This window comes from Actinomycetospora sp. C-140 (genome assembly GCF_054796175.1).
Map to the genome: position 1 here is coordinate 1 of NZ_JBTWNF010000030.1, position 17,783 is coordinate 17,783.

The 17,783-nt window shown below is 75.5% G+C and carries 18 protein-coding genes and 1 pseudogene; 8 read left to right on the forward strand and 11 right to left on the reverse strand.

Translation table 11 applies throughout. The features are described from left to right. Positions 1-1,965 precede the first annotated feature (1,965 nt). From ACR9E3_RS31455 to ACR9E3_RS31470, 4 genes are all read right to left on the reverse strand, one after another. On the reverse strand, positions 1,966-2,322 hold the full coding sequence (locus tag ACR9E3_RS31455) for a Rieske (2Fe-2S) protein (protein WP_274278993.1): 357 nt from the start codon (positions 2,320-2,322) through the stop codon (positions 1,966-1,968). 14 nt (positions 2,323-2,336) lie between these two features. Continuing rightward, complete coding sequence (locus tag ACR9E3_RS31460) at positions 2,337-3,284, reverse strand: Rieske (2Fe-2S) protein (protein ID WP_460384957.1); 948 nt, start codon at positions 3,282-3,284, stop codon at positions 2,337-2,339. Between the two features lie 78 nt (positions 3,285-3,362). Then, positions 3,363-3,821, reverse strand: a complete 459-nt coding sequence (locus ACR9E3_RS31465) for a GNAT family N-acetyltransferase (RefSeq protein WP_460384958.1) — start codon at positions 3,819-3,821, stop codon at positions 3,363-3,365. A 6-nt stretch (positions 3,822-3,827) separates the two neighbouring features. Next, complete coding sequence (locus tag ACR9E3_RS31470) at positions 3,828-4,943, reverse strand: uroporphyrinogen decarboxylase/cobalamine-independent methonine synthase family protein (protein ID WP_460384959.1); 1,116 nt, start codon at positions 4,941-4,943, stop codon at positions 3,828-3,830. Positions 4,944-5,137: 194 nt separating this feature from the next. On the opposite strand from ACR9E3_RS31470, the gene ACR9E3_RS31475 reads away from it, so the two are divergent. Together ACR9E3_RS31475 and ACR9E3_RS31480 are read left to right on the forward strand one after the other, a co-directional pair. Continuing rightward, positions 5,138-6,277: an FAD-dependent oxidoreductase gene (locus ACR9E3_RS31475; RefSeq protein ID WP_460384960.1), complete on the forward strand. Its 1,140-nt coding sequence runs from the start codon at positions 5,138-5,140 to the stop codon at positions 6,275-6,277. Positions 6,278-6,287: 10 nt separating this feature from the next. Continuing rightward, the gene (locus tag ACR9E3_RS31480; RefSeq protein WP_460384962.1) at positions 6,288-6,968 is read left to right on the forward strand and encodes a TetR/AcrR family transcriptional regulator; all 681 of its coding nucleotides are present in this window, start codon (positions 6,288-6,290) and stop codon (positions 6,966-6,968) included. A 3-nt stretch (positions 6,969-6,971) separates the two neighbouring features. Here the strand turns inward: ACR9E3_RS31480 and ACR9E3_RS31485 are convergent, their stop codons facing one another. Beyond that, a complete protein-coding gene (locus tag ACR9E3_RS31485) occupies positions 6,972-7,208 on the reverse strand; it encodes a BTAD domain-containing putative transcriptional regulator (protein ID WP_460384963.1) in 237 nt (78 codons plus the stop codon). Between the two features lie 51 nt (positions 7,209-7,259). Between ACR9E3_RS31485 and ACR9E3_RS31490 the strand changes: the two genes are divergently transcribed. Then, positions 7,260-7,415 (forward strand): hypothetical protein, encoded by a 156-nt coding sequence (locus ACR9E3_RS31490; protein WP_460384965.1) that lies wholly within the window; start codon positions 7,260-7,262, stop codon positions 7,413-7,415. On the opposite strand, the gene ACR9E3_RS31495 is transcribed toward ACR9E3_RS31490, so the two are convergent. Continuing rightward, positions 7,416-8,228 (reverse strand): GrpB family protein, encoded by an 813-nt coding sequence (locus ACR9E3_RS31495; protein ID WP_460384966.1) that lies wholly within the window; start codon positions 8,226-8,228, stop codon positions 7,416-7,418. Between the two features lie 213 nt (positions 8,229-8,441). Between ACR9E3_RS31495 and ACR9E3_RS31500 the strand changes: the two genes are divergently transcribed. The 3 genes from ACR9E3_RS31500 (at position 8,442) to ACR9E3_RS31510 (ending at position 10,327) form a co-directional block, all read left to right on the forward strand. Then, positions 8,442-8,822, forward strand: a complete 381-nt coding sequence (locus ACR9E3_RS31500; RefSeq protein ID WP_460384967.1) for a PASTA domain-containing protein — start codon at positions 8,442-8,444, stop codon at positions 8,820-8,822. 96 nt (positions 8,823-8,918) lie between these two features. After that, a complete protein-coding gene (locus ACR9E3_RS31505; RefSeq protein WP_460384968.1) occupies positions 8,919-9,173 on the forward strand; it encodes a hypothetical protein in 255 nt (84 codons plus the stop codon). 26 nt (positions 9,174-9,199) lie between these two features. Beyond that, positions 9,200-10,327 (forward strand): serine hydrolase domain-containing protein, encoded by a 1,128-nt coding sequence (locus ACR9E3_RS31510; RefSeq protein WP_460384969.1) that lies wholly within the window; start codon positions 9,200-9,202, stop codon positions 10,325-10,327. On the opposite strand, the gene ACR9E3_RS31515 is transcribed toward ACR9E3_RS31510, so the two are convergent. Continuing rightward, a complete protein-coding gene (locus tag ACR9E3_RS31515; RefSeq protein ID WP_460384970.1) occupies positions 10,328-11,119 on the reverse strand; it encodes a hypothetical protein in 792 nt (263 codons plus the stop codon). Positions 11,120-11,279: 160 nt separating this feature from the next. After that, on the reverse strand, positions 11,280-11,951 hold the full coding sequence (locus ACR9E3_RS31520; RefSeq protein ID WP_460384971.1) for a GNAT family N-acetyltransferase: 672 nt from the start codon (positions 11,949-11,951) through the stop codon (positions 11,280-11,282). Positions 11,952-12,030: 79 nt separating this feature from the next. On the opposite strand from ACR9E3_RS31520, the gene ACR9E3_RS31525 reads away from it, so the two are divergent. Both ACR9E3_RS31525 and ACR9E3_RS31530 read left to right on the forward strand, forming a co-directional pair. After that, positions 12,031-14,382 carry a phosphoribosyltransferase domain-containing protein gene (locus tag ACR9E3_RS31525; protein WP_460384972.1) on the forward strand — a complete coding sequence of 784 codons (2,352 nt, stop codon included), beginning with the start codon at positions 12,031-12,033 and terminating at the stop codon, positions 14,380-14,382. After that, a complete protein-coding gene (locus ACR9E3_RS31530; protein ID WP_460385008.1) occupies positions 14,379-15,206 on the forward strand; it encodes an HAD family hydrolase in 828 nt (275 codons plus the stop codon). The genes ACR9E3_RS31525 and ACR9E3_RS31530 overlap by 4 nt, the downstream gene beginning before the upstream one ends. Positions 15,207-15,289: 83 nt before the next feature. On the opposite strand, the pseudogene ACR9E3_RS31535 reads toward ACR9E3_RS31530, so the two are convergent. The 3 genes and pseudogenes from ACR9E3_RS31535 to ACR9E3_RS31545 form a co-directional block, all read right to left on the reverse strand. Beyond that, positions 15,290-15,841 (reverse strand): annotated as a pseudogene (locus ACR9E3_RS31535) (DUF427 domain-containing protein); the annotation flags it as partial. Then, positions 15,838-16,554 carry a 2-keto-4-pentenoate hydratase gene (locus ACR9E3_RS31540; RefSeq protein ID WP_460384973.1) on the reverse strand — a complete coding sequence of 239 codons (717 nt, stop codon included), beginning with the start codon at positions 16,552-16,554 and terminating at the stop codon, positions 15,838-15,840. The gene ACR9E3_RS31540 and the pseudogene ACR9E3_RS31535, both read right to left, overlap by 4 nt. A 15-nt stretch (positions 16,555-16,569) precedes the next feature. Beyond that, positions 16,570-17,769 (reverse strand): glycosyltransferase, encoded by a 1,200-nt coding sequence (locus ACR9E3_RS31545; RefSeq protein ID WP_460384975.1) that lies wholly within the window; start codon positions 17,767-17,769, stop codon positions 16,570-16,572. Between the last annotated feature and the right edge of the window lie 14 nt (positions 17,770-17,783).

Here is a 17,783-nt window from a genome sequence, read left to right on the forward strand (position 1 = left end):
AGGCGGAGCGTGAGCGCGCCGAGCAGGACAAGGCGGAGCGTGAGCGCGCCGAGCAGGACAAGGCCCCTAAGAGCAAGAAGGCTCGAGATGGTGTCGGATCGGCGATCGCTGCGGAACAAGTACGTCGCGAGCGGCAATATAGGAATGGCGGGCTTATGATGGCGGCGGCCCTAGTCGCTGGCCTTACTCTGATTGCGGTCGTTGCGGCAGTCACTCAAAACTCTGACTCCAGCCAGCGAACCTTTCCCACCACAACCTCGCCTGCATCTCCGGGTAGCCCTACCTCGCTTTCCAGCGCCTTCCCGCATGCCACCTCAAGCTACGGGTGTAGAGATAGCACTCCCTCATCGGCACAGTACGTTGCGGCAGTAATATGCGATTCAGGGGTGAGCTACTATCGGCTGTCTGCGGCGCCGACGCCCTCAGCGCCCGAGGGCATGACCAACGTAATCGTGACCCCGAACGAGTGCGGTACGCGGTACTCGGGGACCTACTACTCTGGCGCGTCAACTTGGGAGGTGAACTTCTATCGAGGAGGTTACAAAACTGAGAGTTTCGGCGGCACAACTTCGGTGATCTCCGTCAATACGGCCTACGTGTGCGGTTGAGCTCTCAAGGGGTGGGGGTCTCCCGAGGTGCTTCGGATCAAGTGGTGACCGCAAGCATTGAAGCTCTTGTTCCCTAGTAATGTGCGTACGTGGACGCACGAGTTCGAGTAGTAGATTGACGAATCTAGGACGGCACGGCCGAGCGCGAATGTGGCATTCCGTGGGTCGTGACGGCCTCTCTGTCGAGCTCACTGCATCTTCGCGACTGCACGATCCGGTTGTCGAGCATTCAGCGGACGTCGCGACCCCAGACGTTCAGATCAGTATTCGGGGCGCGTTCAGATGTCGGCCTCCGGCTCGCGACGGCAACGAAAGTTCGTTCCTGCGGTGCGCGCGACGCCGGGATTCTTTACAGTCAGCCGCTTGGGGAGTCGCATGAACTCCTTGCGGTCGTTTTCGACTGCGGCGGTCCGCGGCCAATGCTCCGGGGTCCGGCTTTCCGCGAGCCGCTGGAGCTCGACGAATGCGCGGACGAGGCCGCGCAGGCGAGTGCCGGAACGCCATCCCGATAGGTGTTGCGGCAGCGCTAGCGCGGCCCCCATCGGAAGTCCGCAAAATCGCGGCGGTCTCGTGAAGATGCACGCCCGGGTTGGCCGTCGCCAGGAGCCGGAGCGAAAGGACCTGACCTGGTTGCTCGCCACCGGACGCCAAATGGAACGGTCCAACACCGCGACCGAGACGACGATTTCGGGCGTTCGCGCCGCTATCGACGTCGTTGCAAGCGCGCCCCGGATCGCGGCGGGACGACAGCAGCGATCGAGTGGTGCCGCACCGATGCGCCGCGCCTCGAAGCGCCAGCGCGAGGCCCGACATCGTTAGCTGGCGGTGCGCGCCAGTCGGGCGGTTGTACCGCGTTGAGGAGGCGGGCCACGTCGGGTGTCCATGCTGGGCTCCCACAGCCCGACCCCGGCCCCACGGACCCGGGCGACGGTGCGCCAGGGCCCGCCGAGCGTCGACGGCGTGGCGCAGCGCGAACACAGGCCGCCCAGCCTGCGGGCAGGCCCGTTACCCGGCACGCCGAAACGAGGCCGGTCCCGCGGCAGCCCGGTCGGCATACGGTCGCGCCCGCGAGGTAGAGCAGCACCCGCACCAGGGCGGGGTGCGCGCCAGGCGCTGCCGGAGGCGGGGGACCGCCGGCAGCCGTCGCGCGAGGAGCCCTCGGACAGTGTCGACGTTGAGGTCGGCGCGGTCGTCCACCACGACGACCGCGCTGAGGTGCAGGGGCGCGGGCCCGCGGTTCGGTGGCGAGCACCGTGAGGTCGCTCGCCGACGGGCGGTCGAGGGGGCACGGGACGAGCCTGCCCGGCACGGCTGATCGGGGCTCGGATCTGCGGCCGCGGCGCCCCGCCGAACGCCTTCAGTGGTACGGCTTGTGCGGGATGGCGGCGTCGTTGGTCTGCTGCTCGAAGTCGACCCAGATCGCGCCGTCCTCGATCTTGCAGGCGTAGGTCGGGATCGGGTCGACGGCCGGGACGCCGGTGGGCACGCCGGTGTGCAGGTCGAAGCGGGAGTTGTGGGCCGGGCAGATCAGGGAGTCGTCCTCCTGGAGATAGCCCTCGTTGAGCGGCTGCTGCTGGTGGGTGCACGTGTTGTGCACGGCCACCGCCTCGTCCTCGTAGAGCCGGACGACACAGATCGGCTCGCCACCCATGTGGCAGAGCATCATGTCGCCTTCCTCGAGCTGGTCGACGTCCGCGACCGCTTCCCAGGCCATGGTGGTGGTTCCTCTCAGGAGTTCGACGATCGCCGGGACCGCGGGGCCGGTGCGGAGCCCCGGACCTCGATCCAGCCGTTGCGCACGCGTGCCGGGAGCACGGGCTGGGGATGGTGGGCGGGCCCGCGCACGATGTGCCCGTCGCGCAGGTCGAACACCGAGAAGTGCAGCGGGCACGCGACGGTGCAGTCGTCGACCTCGCCGCGGTGCAGCAGCGCGCCGGCGTGGCTGCAGACGTCGTCGATCGCGTGCACCTCGCCGTCGCTGCGGTGCAGCATCACCCGCCGGCCCTCGACCTCGACGCCGGTGACCGTGCCCTCGGGCAGGTCCTCCTCCGCGACCGCCTTCACCCAGCGTTGGGGGCCGGTGTGCGTCGCGACCCGGTTGACCATGAGCGCCCGGCCCTGCACGAGGTGCCCGCCGACGTAGGCGGCGACCACGGTGACGGAGAGGCCGGCCGCGCCGAGCACCTGGCCGGTCCGGCGGTGCCCCGCGAGCCGGGCGGCGAGGGAGATCCCCTGCAGGGTGGTGCCCGCGCCGTTGAGGAGGCCGTGGAACAGCCCGACGCGGCGGTCCTCGGCGTCGCTGACCGTCCAGTCGGCGACGCCGGTGGCCGCGGTGGCGGCCGCGGCCGCGATCCCGGCCGCGTTGAGCGTCGACGCCGGATCGAGGCGCGAGCCCTGCGGCGGGACGTCCTGGCCGGCCATGTCCAGCAGCAGGACGGCCGACCAGAACCCGATCGGCAGGTCGGAGAGCGCCGGGTGCAGCGAGTGCCCGAGCCAGCGACCGCCGTGCATCAGCTCGACGACCGGGTTGGCGCGGAAGCGGTCGTAGACCGGGTCGACGGCCTCCGCGGCCTGGTCGTTGAGGCGTCGCAGCCACGGCCATCGGGTGATCTCCGCGAGGGCGCGCTGGTGCCAGACCTGCCGGCCCGCGCCGGGATCGCCGCCGGTCTCCGCCATTCGCCGCCCCCGTGGTGGTGTGGGTCGCCGGGGGAGAGCCTGGCACCTCCCGGGTGATCCACGCCATAGCTGATCGAATCAGAGGATCTTCTCGCCGAAGAACACCGCGATGTGGTTCTCGTTGTAGGGCGGGATCGACCGGTACCCGGTCGCGGCGAAGAGCTTGCGGCTGTGCCGCTGCTCGCCGCCCGCGTCGAGGCGCGCCCGCGTGTAGCCGAGCTCGCGCGCGGCCTCCTCGAGCGCGGCGAGCAGCGCGCGCCCCACGCCCCGGGAGCGCGCGTGGGGGACGACGTACATCCGCTTGATCTCGCAGACGTCGTCGTCGAGGGGGCGCAGCCCGCCGATCGCGACGGGCTGCCCCTCGTCGTACCCGACGAGGAACCGGCCACGCGGCGGGGCCATCTCCTCGGGGGTCGTCACCGACCCCGGGCGCACCGCGCGCCCGGGGTACTGCGCGTCCAGGAGGGTGTTGAGCGCCGCGAGCAGCTCCCGGCCCGGTGAGTGGTCGGAGCGCTCGGACCGGAACTCGACCGCCATCGGCCGCTAGGAGACGCCCAGCTTCTCCGCCGCCATCCGCGTGCCCTCGACGCGGTTGGTGATCTTCTGGAAGGCGACGTCCCGCGCGTAGTCCGGCGACCCGTGGTTGGGCTTCTCGTCGATCGAGAACGGTGAGAAGCCGCAGTCGTCGGTGGAGCCCAGCTGCTCCTTGGGGATGAAGTCGGCGGCACGGACCAGCCGGCCGGCGACCTCGTCGGCGCTCTCCACGCGCGGGTTGCCCGGGTTGATCACGCCGATGTAGGCCATCTGCGTCACGCCGTCGGCGTCGGTGCGCAGGTTCTTCCCGATGGACTCGTAGACCGGGTCCTTGTCGCGCTCGCTCGCGAGCTGGATGAGGAAGTAGCCCGCGTTGATCTTGAACATCTCGGGCAGCAGGTTGTTGTACGGGACGTCGGCGGAGTGCACCGAGTCGCGGTCGCCGCCGGGGCAGGTGTGGATGCCGATCTTCGTGCGCTCGTCCGCGGAGAACCGCGCCATGACGCGGTTGTTCAGCTCGATGAAGTGCGGGAGCAGCCCGGCGCCGGTCCACGGGTTGCGCGGGTCCTCGCGGGTGGCCAGCCGGCCCTCCGTGAAGTCCACCGACACGCGGGCCGCCCCGGCGTCGAAGGCCGCCCGGATGTCCTTCTCGCACTCGTCGATCAGCTTGGCCTCGAAGTCCTCGCGACTGTAGCCCTCCACCGGGTCCTTCAGGGGATAGAGCAGCGCGAGCATCGACGGAGCGATCACGGCCTGCTTCATGGGCTTGTGCGCCTTGCCGATGGACTTCTTCAGCGAGTCCGCCGCGTAGTTCGAGTACTCGAAAGGACCCTTCACGAGCTTCGGCAGCTGGCGCCCGTGGCCGTCGGCGAAGATCGCGAAGAACTGCCCGCCCGGGCCGAGCGAGGGGGCGAGGCCGGTGCCGGCGAGGGTGTCGGTGATCGGGTACGTCGCGAAGGACGACCAGCGCTGCTCGCCGTCGGAGATGATCGGCGCGCCGGTGGCCTCGTAGCGGTCGATCGTGTCCTGGACCGCGGCCTCCTGCTCGACCTCCAGCGCCGCCTTGTCGATCTTCCCCTCGTCGTAGGCCGCGTAGGCGTCCTGGAGCTTCTGGGGTCTCGGCATGGAGCCCACGGGCTCCGTCGGGATGCCGGTGGAGGTCCGAGGGTCGTAGTCGGCCATGGCACATGCTCCAGTTCGTCGTCGAATCAGGGGAGCTGGCGTTGGTCGACGCTAGAGGTGTGGCTCAGATCACGTCAACGGATCGCGGCGGAGGGACGAACATGTTCGTCACGAACGTGTTCGTCACAGGAGGAGACATGCCCACCGCTCCCGCTCCCGCGATCGTCGTCGTCGGCGCGGGCCTCGGGGGCCTGACGCTGGCAGCGGTGCTGCAGCGGCACGGCGTCGGGGTCACCGTGCTCGACCGGGACGCCGGGCCGTCCGTCCGCGCCCAGGGCGGGATGCTCGACCTGCACGAGGAGTCGGGCCAGGCGGCGCTGCGCGCGGCGGGCCTGGAGGTCGGCTTCCGGGCCGCGGTGCTCCCCGGCGGTGAGGCCCTTCGCGTCCTGGACCGCGAAGGCCGGGTCCTGCACGAGGAGGACGACGACGGGGAGGGCGGCCGCCCGGAGATCCAGCGCGAGACGCTGCGGGACCTCCTCCTGGGCGCCCTCGCCCCCGGCACCGTCCGGTGGGGGACACGGGTGGTGGCCGTCGAATCGCTGGGGGACGAGCGGCACACCCTGGAGCTCGACGGCGGGGAGACGCTCGTGGCCGACCTGCTCGTCGGCGCCGACGGGGCCTGGTCGCGGGTGCGGCCGCTGGTCTCGGACGCGGTCCCGGTCTACAGCGGGGTCACCTTCGCCGCGGCCCGTCTGCACGACGTCGACGCCCGCCACCCGGGACCGGCGAAGGTCGTGGGCGGGGGGCTGGTGTTCGCCCTCGGCGACCGGCGGGGATTCATCGCCCACCGCGAGCCCGCGGCGACGATCGAGGTCTACGCCGCGGTGCGCACCGACGAGCCCGCCGCGCTGGAGCGGGCTCTCGCCGACGGCACGCTGCTCGACGCCTTCGACGGCTGGGCGCCCGATCTCCGGGCGCTGGTCGCCGAGGCCGACGAGCCGTTCGCGGTGCGGCCCATCTACGCCCTGCCCGTCGGCCACGCGTGGGAGCACCGCGCGGGGGTGACCCTGGTCGGCGATGCCGCGCACCTCATGTCGCCGTTCGCCGGCGAGGGCGCGAACCTCGCGATGCAGGACGGCGCCGAGCTGGCCGCCGCCCTGCTCGAGCACGGCGTGGCCACCGCCGCCGGACGCGACCGCGCGCTCGCCGCGCACGAGGCGGCCATGGTGCCCCGCGCGGCGCGGGCCGCCGCCGAGTCGGCCGCGAACCTCGAGCTCTGCTTCGGCCCGGACGGTGCGACGGCGCTGCGCGACGTCTTCCTCGCGCACCGGGCCTAGCGTCCTGTCCGTGGCCGAACCGGTGAGCCGGCGGGAGCGCCCGTCGAAGCCCGCGCTCACGCGCGCGGGCGTCGTCGCGACCGCGGCCGCGCTGGTGCGCGACGAGGGCGCCGCGCGGCTGACCATGCGCCGGCTCGCCCAGCGGCTCGACACCGGGCCGGCCTCCCTCTACGTCTACGTCCGCGACACCGCCGAGCTGCAGACGGCGGTGCTCGGCGAGTTCCTGGCCGCGGTCGACCTCACGCCGGCGGGGGAGCGGGGACCCTGGGACGACCGGCTGCGACGGGTCGTCGGCTCCTACACCGCCGTGCTGCGCGAGCACCCCAGCCTCGCCCGCGTCGCCGTCGTCACCCGCCCGAGCGGTCCCCACTACCTCGCGCTGGTCGAGACGCTGCTGGCCCTGCTCGCCGAGGGCGGCATGCCCGACGACCGAGCGGCGTGGCTCGTCGACCTGCTCCTGCTCGTGGCCACCGCGTCGGCCGCGGAGCACGGCACCCGCGGCGAGGAGGGCACCGAGGGCGCCGCCGACGCCGACCTGGCCGCGACCCTGCGCGCCGCCTCCGCGACGCAGCACCCGCGCGTCGCGGCGCTCGGGGAGGCGCTGGTGTCCGGCGCCCCCGAGGACCGGGAGCGCTGGTTCGTCGACCTGCTGCTCGCCGGGGGGATGGGGACGCCGCGGCCGGACCGCTGACGATCAGTCGGCGGGACGGCCGAGCAGCGGCCGGACGAGGGCGCGGATCGCGTCCGACGGCGCGAGGCCGAGCTCGTCGCGCAGGAGGATCCGGAAGCTCTCGTACTGGTGGAGTGCCTCCGCGCCGTTGCCCTCGGAGAGGTGGACCTCGATCACCCTCCGATGGGCGCTCTCCCTCGCGACCCGCCCCGCCCTCACCGCGGTGGCCGGCGTGCTCGCCGCGGCGGTCGTCGCGGTCAACGTGGTCCTCGTCGTCTCGGTGTTCTCGTTAGCACGGGGGAGACCGGGGTCATGGTCCTGGCGGCGTGGCGGGAGGAGGGCGCGCTGCGCGTGCGCCTGACCGCCGCGGACGACCTCGGCGCGCCGGCCCGGCCCGTCGGCGTCGCGGGGACCGTCGACGACGCCTGTGACGCGGTGCGCCGATGGCTGGAGGAGCGGGCGGGGTGATCACCCCAGCGCCCGCGCGACGGCCTCGTTGATCCAGGCCCGCTTGCCCCGGCTGTAGACGTCGACATCGCCGCCGGCCTCGCGGGCGAGGCGGTGCTTGAGGGCGACGTACGCGGCGCGGTGCTCCTCGTCGGCGCGCAGCCGATCGCGGAACGCCAGCAGCTCGCGCCACACCGGCGAGGCGCGCGGGTGGAGGTGGACGTTGAGGGGCCGCCCGGGATCGGCGTCGACCGCGACGCGCTGCGGGTGCTCCCGGTCGTGGCGGTCGATCCCGTAGAAGTCCCCGGCGACCGGCACGACGCCGGCGCGGTGCCACGCCGCGCGGCCCAGGGCGTCGACCGCGTCGAGGTCCTCGACGACCACGAGGAGGTCGACGAGGTCCTTGCCCGCCATGCCCGGGACCGACGTCGACCCGACGTGCTCGATGCGCAGCGCCCGGGCGCCGAGCGCCGACCGCACCCGGGCGCCCCACCGGGCGGCCGCGGCCGGCCACCCCGGGTCGTGGTCCGCGACGGTCACCGTGCGCGCCCGGGGCGCCCGCTGCCCGCGGGCGAGGAGGTGGGCGAACGGCACCAGCCGCCGGGTCCAGAACGCCTCGACGGCCGCGGGACCGTCCAGGCAGGCGTCGACGGCGTCGCCGGCACGGCCGTCGACGACGAGGTGCCCGGCGGCGGGGTCGATCGGGTCGCGCACGTCGACGAGCTCGATGCCGGGCGTGGCCGCCGCGCGGGCCCGGAGGTCGGCCGCGGTGTCGGCGGCCAGCCGCGCCGCGAGCCCGAGCCGCAGCGGCGGCGACATCGAGAGATCCGTCACCCCGGCCATGTGAGCGGCCCGGCCCGGCGCCGTCAACCTGGGGCCCGAGCCGGTCGGCCCGCCGAATCCGCCGCTCACGGGGCGGTGCGGGACGCCGCGACGGTCGCCGGACCCGACCCACGCTCTCACGCACCGTGTCCAGTCGAACGCGTCCGGTACGGGGTGATGGCCGCCGCGGCATCAGGGGGCGGGCAGGATGGGTACGGATCCGTCATGACCGGTCCGGAGGGAGCGACGATGCACACCGACGACACGCCCACGAGCGGCGACCAGGGCGGCGACACCGCCGTGGTGCCCGAGCTCGTCGGGCTGCCGGCGAGTGAGGCCCACGACCGGGCGCTGGACGCCGGAGTCCTCGCGGTGGGACGCAACGCCGTCCACACCGGTGCCGGCCGCGGGCACGTGGCCGACCAGGAGCCCGCCGCGGGCGAGCAGCTCGAGCGGGGCAACGAGGTCGGCATCTGGATCGCGGGCGGCGCCGCGCGCACGCCCACCGGCCCCGATCCCGACGACGGCCCCGAGGGCGGCGGCGGAGGCGGCGGCGTCCGCCCCGAGCCCAGCCCGGTCGGCCCCGCGGGCGGCGGCACGAACTGAGCCGGATCGACGGCACGCCCCCGCCGGACGGTGATCCGGCGGGGGCGTGACGTGTCCGATGTTGTGCCCGGCGGACGGCTGGTCGACGATTCGATCGTGTACCACGTAGCTCTGAGTTATCCGGGGCGTCGCCCGGTCGGGGTGTTCCTCCGGCCCGAGGACTTCCACTACCTCCGCACGCTGCGGTCGGCGGGACGCCCCGGCTCGGTGACGGCCCTCGACGCCCGGGCGCGCGAGATCGTGGTGCACGTCGAGCGCCTCGCCGCCGACCCGGAGCTCCTGGGCTACGGTGCCGATCCGTTGGGCGGCGAGCCCGCCCGCGAGACCCGGCAGACACCCGTCCGGGCCTGAGCCGAGCGAGTTCCCCGGAGGCCGCCGTGGACGCCGACCAGGTGCTCGACGGGGTCCGCGGGACCCTCGCCCCCCACGGCGTGCCGGGCGCGATCGTCGGGGTGAGCCACCGGAGTGCCGTCAGCGTCGCCGCCGCCGGTACCACGACCCCCGACGGCGACGACGCGCTGCGTCCCGACGCCGTCGTCCGCCTGAGCTCCAACACCAAGCCGCTGATGGCGGCCCTCGCCCACGTGCTCGTCGCCGACGGCGCGCTCGCCCTCGACGAGCCCGTCGACCGCCTCCTGCCCGAGCTCGCGGGGCACCGCGTCCTGGACCGCCTCGACGGCACCGACACCGTCCCGGCCGACCGGTCGATCACGCTCGAGGACCTGCTGACGATGCGCATGGGGTTCGGCTGGACCGTCGACGAGGGTCCGTGCCCCACGCTCGAGCGCGCGATGGCGCTCGGGCTCGGCTTCGGTCCGCCCGACCCCCTCGGGCCACCGCCGCCCGACGCGTGGATCGCCCGCCTCGCGGAGCTGCCGTTCCTCGACCAGCCCGGCCGGGCCTGGCGCTACGAGCTCTCGTTCGGGGTGCTCGGCGTGCTGCTGGCCCGCGCGGCCGGGCGCCCGCTCGGTGAGCTGCTGGCCGACCGGCTGCTCGCCCCGCTCGGCATGGTCGACACCGGGTTCGTGGCGGCGCGCGACCGTCTCGTCCCCGCCTTCGTCCGCGGGGACGACGGGCAGCCCGCGCCGTTCGACGGTGTCGCGGAGAGCCGCTGGCTGGCCCCGCCGGCCTTCCCCGACGCCCAGGGCGGGCTCGTGGGCACGGCCGGGGACCTCCTGCGCTTCGCGGGGATGCTGCTCGACGCCGGGGCCGGGGTCCTGGACGCCGACGCGGTGGCGGCGATGACGACCGACCACCTGACCGACGACCAGCGCGCCGCGCCCGCGGCCGCCGCCTTCCTCGACGGCGGCGGCTGGGGCCACGGCGTCGGCGTGGTCGAGACGCCCGTCGGGCGCCGCTACGGCTGGGCCGGCGGGCTGGGCACCCTCTGGTATTCGTGGCCCGACCACGACCTCGCGGCCGTGCTCGTCACCCAGGTCCTGCCGCCCACCGGACCGGTGTTCGAGGCCTTCACCGGCACGGTCGAGGAGGCGTTGGGTCGCTGATCAGCCGGCCATCGCGGGCACCGGGTTGCGCCACGGCACCGGGTCCGGACGCGCCGGGCGCCAGCCCCACGGGCCGGAGCCGCGCCGCGTCGCGCGGGACGTGCCGTCGCCGCCGTCGCGCGGGACGGGCGAGGGGCGCCGGCGGGCGGGGGCCGCGGCAGGGTCTCCAGTGGGCTCGGGCACGGCCGTGGCCTCCGGGGTGGGTTCGGGGATCTCGTCGGGAACGGCGCTGACCGCGGCCTCCGCGGGCCGCAGATCGGCGTGGGGGTCGGCCCGCCGGGGCGCCGGGATCACGGCGTCGGGCACCGGGGCGACCGCGTAGGTCGTCCCGAGCGCGGGACGGCCCGGGACGCTGCGGCGGGCGGGCACGTCGTCGAGGGCGGGGGTCGCGGACGCCGCCGGGGCGGCGGTGGCGGCCGCCACCGTGCGCTCCACCTCGCGCCACCCGCCGGGGACCGAGCCGGCCGCCGAGCGCTGGCGCAGGCGGCGCCGTGTCTCGGCCGCCGACGGCGAGATGATCGCGTCGAGCGCGGCGGCGCCGGCGAACACGAGGCCGTTGGCCAGTCCGAGGACCAGCAGCCCCAGTCCCATGAACGCGCCCGGCTCGAGCCCGTCGGCGTCGGGGGCCTCGAGCTGGCCGCCGTAGGGCACCGCGGGCCCGATCGTCGTCGCCCCGGGGGCACCCATCACCGGGCGTTGGGCGAGGGGCTCGGAGACCGCGGCCTCGAAGAGCACGAGCAGCACGCCGACGACGAGGCCGGTGGACAGGACCCAGCCGATGCCGCGCAGCACCGATCGACAGTGCGTGAGCACTCGTGTCGTCGGTGCGACGTACTGCATCGATCCCCCCGTGTCGTCGGCCCGGATTGTCTACCCCGCGTATCCCACCATCGCGACGATCACGTCCGAAGATCACCCCGATGGAGTCGCGGACGCGGGCGTGTCGCGCTTGCTAGCCCTCGGCCGCGCCCAGCAGCTCGCGGCACGGGCCCAGCCCGTCGACCTCCGGTGTCCACTCCGGACGACGCCACGACTCCGGCGTGAGCCGGCTGCGCAGGAGCACCGCCGCCCGGCCGCGGCGCACGTGCTGCTCGACGCCGTCGGGCGCGTAGCCCAGGCGCTCGGAGACCCGGCGGGAGGCGACGTTGTCGGCGAAGGCGCTCGTGCCGGCGACCCGGGCGCCCAGGTGGTCGAACGCGAGCGCGACGACCGCGTGCCGCATCTCGGTGCCGAGCCCCTGGCCCTGGGCCGAGCGGGTCAGCCACGAACCGGTCCGGACCTCGCCGAGGACGCCGAAGTCGGTGCCGGCGAGGGTCTGCATCCCGAGCACGCGTCCCGCGGACCGCACGAGGAAGTTCACCGACCAGCGGTGCGCGCGCAGGTCCGCCCGGCAGCGCCACGCGTACTGCATCACCCCGCGGGCGAAGCCGGGGTCGCCCGCCCCGTCGGTCCACGGCTCGAGGAAGGGCATCTCGTCGGCCGGGTGGACGCCGTCGAGGGCGCGGTCGGCGAGCGCGGCGAGGCCCACGTCGTCGTCGGGGCGCAGCTCGAGCCGCGGCGTCCGCACGACGAGCCCGGCGAGCGGCCAGTGGCGGACGGGGTCCGCCGGGTCGGACGTGTGCACCCGGTCATCGTCCCGTTCCGAACCGTCACGGGGTGTGGTCCTGTGGGGTGGTCATGGAGCCCAGGTGACGAGGTGACCCGTGTCGGTTCCCACCTGGCCCGGTGCGGTCGTCCACGACGCCCTGGGTCTCGCGTTCGGCGCGGACGAGGGCGTCGAGCCGGCCCACGCGCTCGTCGGGCTCGCCCTGCGCCGCAACCCGCGCCGCGCCCACCTGCCCGTCTCGCGGGTGCTCGGCAAGCACCTGCCGACGCGCCCCGACCGGGTCCGGGCCGCGGCCGCCGCGCTGGCCGCGCGGGTCCGGCCGAGCCTGAGCGGCCCGGGCGGAGCACCCGTGGTGCTCGGCTACGCGGAGAACGCGACGGCGCTCGCGCACCTCGTCGCGGACGCGCTGGACGCCGAGCAGGTCGTGCACACGACGCGGCGGGTGGTGGCGGGCGCGCCGGTCCTGTTCTCGGTCGTCGAGGCCCACAGCCACGCCCCGCGCCACGTCCTGCTTCCCGACGACCCCGGATCCTGGACACCCGACCGCCCGGTGGTGCTCGTCGACGACGAGCTGACCACGGGGCGGACCGTCGCGACGACCCTGCACCAGCTCCACCGGCGCCTCCCGCGCCGGCGCTACGTCGTCGCCGCGCTCGCCGACCTGCGTCGCCGCGGCGACGACGCGATCGAGCGGGCCGCCGCCGCGCTCGGCGTCCGGGTCGACGTCGTCGCCCCGGCCCGCGCGACGCTGACGGCTCCCGTCGACGTCCTCGACCGCGCGGCCCGCCTGCTCGCGACGTGGCCCGACGCCCTGGCGCGCCCGGTCGGCGGCGCGGGCGTCGTGACCACCGTCCACGTCCCGCTCGACGGGGCGGCCGAGGGCGCCCGCCACGGGCTCGACCGGGCCGGGCGTGCCGCGCTGGACCGGGCGGTGCCGTCCGCGGGCGCCGCGGTCGCCGGGGCGCTCGGGCCCCGCCCGGGCCGGGTGCTGGTCCTGGGCTGCGAGGAGCTGCACTACCTGCCGCTGCGTCTCGCCGAGGTGCTCGCGGCGCACGGCACCGACGTCGACGTCGCGGCAACCAGCCGCTCGCCGCTCGTGGCCCGCGACGTGCCCGGCTACCCCGTGCGCTCGGCGCTCGCGTTCGCCGCGCACGACGTCGCGCTGGGGCACGGGCCGGAGCGCTACGCCTACGGGCTCGGGACACCGGGGTGGGGCCGGTACGACACCGTCGTCGTGGTCGTCGACGCCGCGGCCCGCACCCCCGCGCTGCGGCGACCGGACGGGCTCCTGTCGCGGCTCGCGACCGTGGCCGGGCGGGTCGTCGAGGCTGTCGTGCCGTGCCGGCGACCGTCGGGGCGGGTGTTCCGCTCCGCGGCGGCGCGGCGGGGACCGGCGTTCGGGACGTTCGCGCCCGACGAGGTCGGCTGGCTGCTCAGCGACGTGTCCGGCGCGGCCCTCGAGACGCCGCGGGCCCGGCGCGAGGCTGCCGTCGACGCCGGGGTGCACTACGCGGAGACGCTGCCGGAGGAGAGCGCGCCGTCGCCGGCCTACGAGCGCGTCGTCGCCGCGGCGCTGGACCGGTCGTCGGGGTCGGTGGCGGCGGCCGTCGGGGTGCTGGCCGAGCGGGTGCTCGCGCTGCACGGCCCCGGCGCGGTGCTGGTGTCGCTGGCGCGGGCCGGGACGCCGGTCGGGGTGCTGGTGCGCCGGTGGGCCGTCCGCGAGCGCGGGGTGGCGCTGCCGCACTACGCGATGAGCGTGCTGCGGGGGCGCGGGCTGGACCGCGCCGCGCTCGACGCCCTCGTCGCCGCGCACGATCCGGCCGCCCTGGTGTTCGTCGACGGCTGGACGGGCACGGGTGGGATCGTCGACGAGGTGGCCGCCGACCTCGCGCGGTACGCCGAGGATACTGGCGTCGTGGTCGACCCGACCGTCGCCGTCCTCGCCGACCCCGCCCACCGGGCCGCGGTCCACGGCACCCGGGACGATCTCCTCGTGCCGCAGGCCTGCCTGAACGCGACGGTCTCGGGCCTCGTGTCGCGCACCGTGGCCCGGGCCGACCTGCTCGCGCCCGGCGCGTACCACGGCGCGAAGTTCTACGCCGGGGGACTCGACCGCACGGCGCGGTTCCTGGACGCGGTGAGCGCCGGCTTCGCGTCCGTGATCCCGGCCGCGTCGTCGCCGCCCGACGGCCGCGGCCCCCGCTATCTGGCCGCCCTCGCCCGGGAGCTCGGTGACGGGCGGCGCCTGCGGCCGGGGATCGGGGAGACGACGCGGGCACTGCTGCGCCGCGACCCCGAGGCGGTCCTGATCGCTCCCGACGCCGACGAGGACCTCGACCCCGTCCGCCACCTGTGCCGCGAGCGGGGCGTGGCGGTGCGCGGGCTCCCCGGGTGCCTCGACGGGATCGCGACGCCGTACCGGTGCGTCGGCGTGCTGCGCGTCCGGTGACGGTGCTCGCGGCGACCGACCTCGACCGCACCCTCGTGCACTCGGACCAGACGGCCGGACCCGTCGTGGCCCACGAGGTGATCCGTCTCGAACGTCGGCGGGGTGTGACGACCGCGTCCCTGACCCGGCGCACCGCCGCGTCGCTCGTCGCCCTGGAGCGCGTGGCCACCTGGGTCCCGGCGACCACGCGGTCGGTCGACGGGTACCGCCGCCTCGACCTCGCGTCCGCCCTCGGCGTGGCCCCGCGGTACGCGGTGTGCGCCAACGGCGCCGTGCTGCTCGTCGACGGCGTGCCCGACGCGGCCTGGGGGGCGCGCATGCGGGCGCTGATCGCCCGGGCCGCGCCGCGGCGCGAGGTGGCCCGCCTGCTCACCGGTCATCTCGGCGCCCTGCCGCACGGCAAGGTGCGCTCGGCCGACGGCGCCCTGCTCGTCGTGCGGACCCCGGACGTCCCGGACGGCTGGGTCGCCGAGCTCGACGCGCTCCTGGCCGACCGCGGCTGGCGGGTGTCCGCGCACGACGAGAAGGTGCACGTCCTGCCCGCGGGGCTGGAGAAGAGCGCCGCGGTCGCGGAGGTCGGGCGGCGGGTCGCGGCGTCGCGGGTGCTGGCCGCGGGCGACTCGCCCCTCGACGCCGACCTGCTCCTCGCCGCCGACGCCGGCATCCAGCCCGTGGACGGCCGGCTGCACGCTGCCGGGTGGCACGCCGACCACGTCGCCGTGACGACCGGGACCGGCCTGCGGGCGGGGGAGGAGATCGCGGCGTGGCTGCTGGCGCAGGCCGTGGCGTTCAGGCCAGGTGCGTCGTCGGCCGGGGACCGGTGACGCCGTCCACGACCACGTCCACGCTCGTCGTAGAACGCGACGAGCCCGGCGATGCGGGCGACGGCCGGAGCCGGGTGGTCGTAGCACCAGGCGAGGTCGTCGTACCGCCCCGCGGGCGTGCGCACCGACCAGTAGCGGCTGGTCACGCCCTTGTACGGGCACGCGGTCCACGTCTCCGAGGGCTCGAGGCGCGTCGTGTCGACGGCCGTGGGGTCGAGGTAGGCGCGGGTCGGCAGGCCGGTCTCGAAGAGCAGCACCGGGGCGTCGGACTCGGCGAGGACCACCCCGTCGAGCTCGACGCGCACGTGACGCCGGGAGCGCAGCGCGTCGACCCGCACGTACGGGCTGCGGGGGTGGACGTGGACCTGCTCGTCCTCCTCGAACCAGGCGTCGGCCGCCGACCACGGCAGGCCCACGGTGCCCGCCGGGGCCCCCGCGGGGTGCTCGACGGCGGCCTGCAGCACCGGGTCGACATCGTCCGCCGGGAGCACCCAGCGCGGGTACCAGGGGTGCTCCCAGAGATAGGACGCGTCGAGGGTGTCGACGACGATCCGGCCGCCGAGCCGCGCCCGCACCCGCCGGGGGCAGGGCTCGACGTGACCGACGGGGACGGCGGGGCCCGGGTGGCCGCTCACCGCGCGCCCCGCACGGCGACGGTGGCCCCGGGGAACCGGGCCTCGACGACGTCGCCCGGCGGCAGCGGCACGGCCCGGGTCAGTCCGCCGGTGATCACGAGATCCCCCTCCTGCAGGGCGTCGCCGATCGCGCCACGCAGCCAGTCGAGGGCATTCCGCGGGTGGCCCATCGCGGCGTCGCCGCGGCCGGTCGCCTCGAGGTCGTCACCCCGCCAGAGTTCCACGGTGAGCGCGGCGAGGTCGCCGTGCAGGACCGGGCCGACGACCACGCCGGCCGCGGACGAGCCGTCGGCGGTGTTGGTCGCCAGCGTGAAGCGGTAGTCGCGCCAGACGGAGTCGACGATCTCGAGCACCGCCCGCGCCTCGGCGGGGCCGCCGTCGGCGCCCACGACGAGACCGATCTCCGGCTCGACACGGGGCTGCACGAGCGTCGGAGGCACCGCGCCGCCGGGCTCGACGATCATGGTGTCGAGCAGCGGGCCGAGGTTCGGGGTGTCGACGCCCATCTGTTCGCGCATCACCGCCGACGTGTAGCCGAGCTTCCAGCCGATCCGCCGGGCGCCGCGACCCTCGCGGCGCGTCGTCAGGCGCTCCTGCACCGCGTAGGCGGCCGGGAGGTCGAGGCCGACGTCGAGGTCGTCGTCGGGGGCGTCGAGCAGGCGTCCCGCGCGGTGGGCGTCGTCGATCCACGCGGCCCAGGCATCGGGGTCCACGGGGCCGATCCTGGCTCACGCGGCGCGGCCGTGGGCCTGCGCGAGGGCGGCCAGGTCGTCGGCGGCGACCGCGACCGGGGGCAGGGCGAGCATCGCGCGCTGGGCCCGCCGGAGCTCGGCGTGCACGTCGGCGTCGTGGAGGACGGCCGCGCAGGCCGCGGTGACGTCGCCGGCTTCCGGGGCGCACCGGCGTCCGAGGCCGAGCGCGGCAATCCGGTCGGCGTTGCCCTCCTGGTCGCCGAACTGCGGCAGGACCACCATCGGCGTCCCGTGGCGGACGGCCTCGCGGATGCTGTTGTAGCCGCCGTGGGTCAGCAGCAGGTCCGCGCAGGACAGCAGCAGCGGCTGCGGCACCCAGTCCAGGACGTGGACGTGCGGGGGTACCGGGGCGCCCTCGGCGATCGTGAGCCCGCCCGTCGCGACGACGGCCTCGCAGTCGAGCGCGGCCAGCCCGTCGACGATCGTGCGCAGCGCCCGCGGCGGGTCCACCGGCGGGCCGGGGCGCGGTCCGTCACCGGTGTCGCGGGACGCCATCATCGGCAGCGCCGTGCCGATGGCCGCGAGGACCAGCGGGCGCCCGGCGGGCAGCTCCCCGATCCACGCCGGGAGGACGTCGCCGCGGGCGACCTCGTCGTCCTGGCGGTACGACCACGCCGGCGCTACGCCCTCGGCGGCGAACGACCAGGCGGGCGGGAGGCAGTCGAGACGCCCGTGACGGTGGAGCGCGGCGCCCGTCACCGCGAGGCCGAGCTCGCGGCTGCGCTCGCTCAGGGCGCCGTCGACGGCGTCGGGGCGCAGCTGCTGGCCGCCGCCCGACGGCGCGGCGACGTGGGGGATGCCGCGCTCCTCGGCGAGGAGGAGCCCGGCGAGCTCGGTGCCGTCGCGCAGGACCAGGTCGGGGCGGAACCGCTCGGCCACCGGGCGCAGGAGCCGCACCGCGTCGGTGACGTGCGGGCCCGCGAACAGCATCGGGATGACGACGGCCATCTCGGGCGGGCCCTCGAGCTCGGCGAGCCGGGGACCGAGCGCGGCCACCGCGGCGCTCATCGGGGGCATCACCGTCTCGACCCGCAGGCCGTCGAAGACCCCGGCGAGCTCTTCGGGGCAGGCCACGAGCACCTCGTGCCCGGCGGCGGCCAGGGCACGGGCGAAGGGGAGGACGGCGCGGGCGTGGGAGGGCGAACCGGTGACCGTGGCGAGGACGCGGGTCTGCACGATCTTCGACGCTA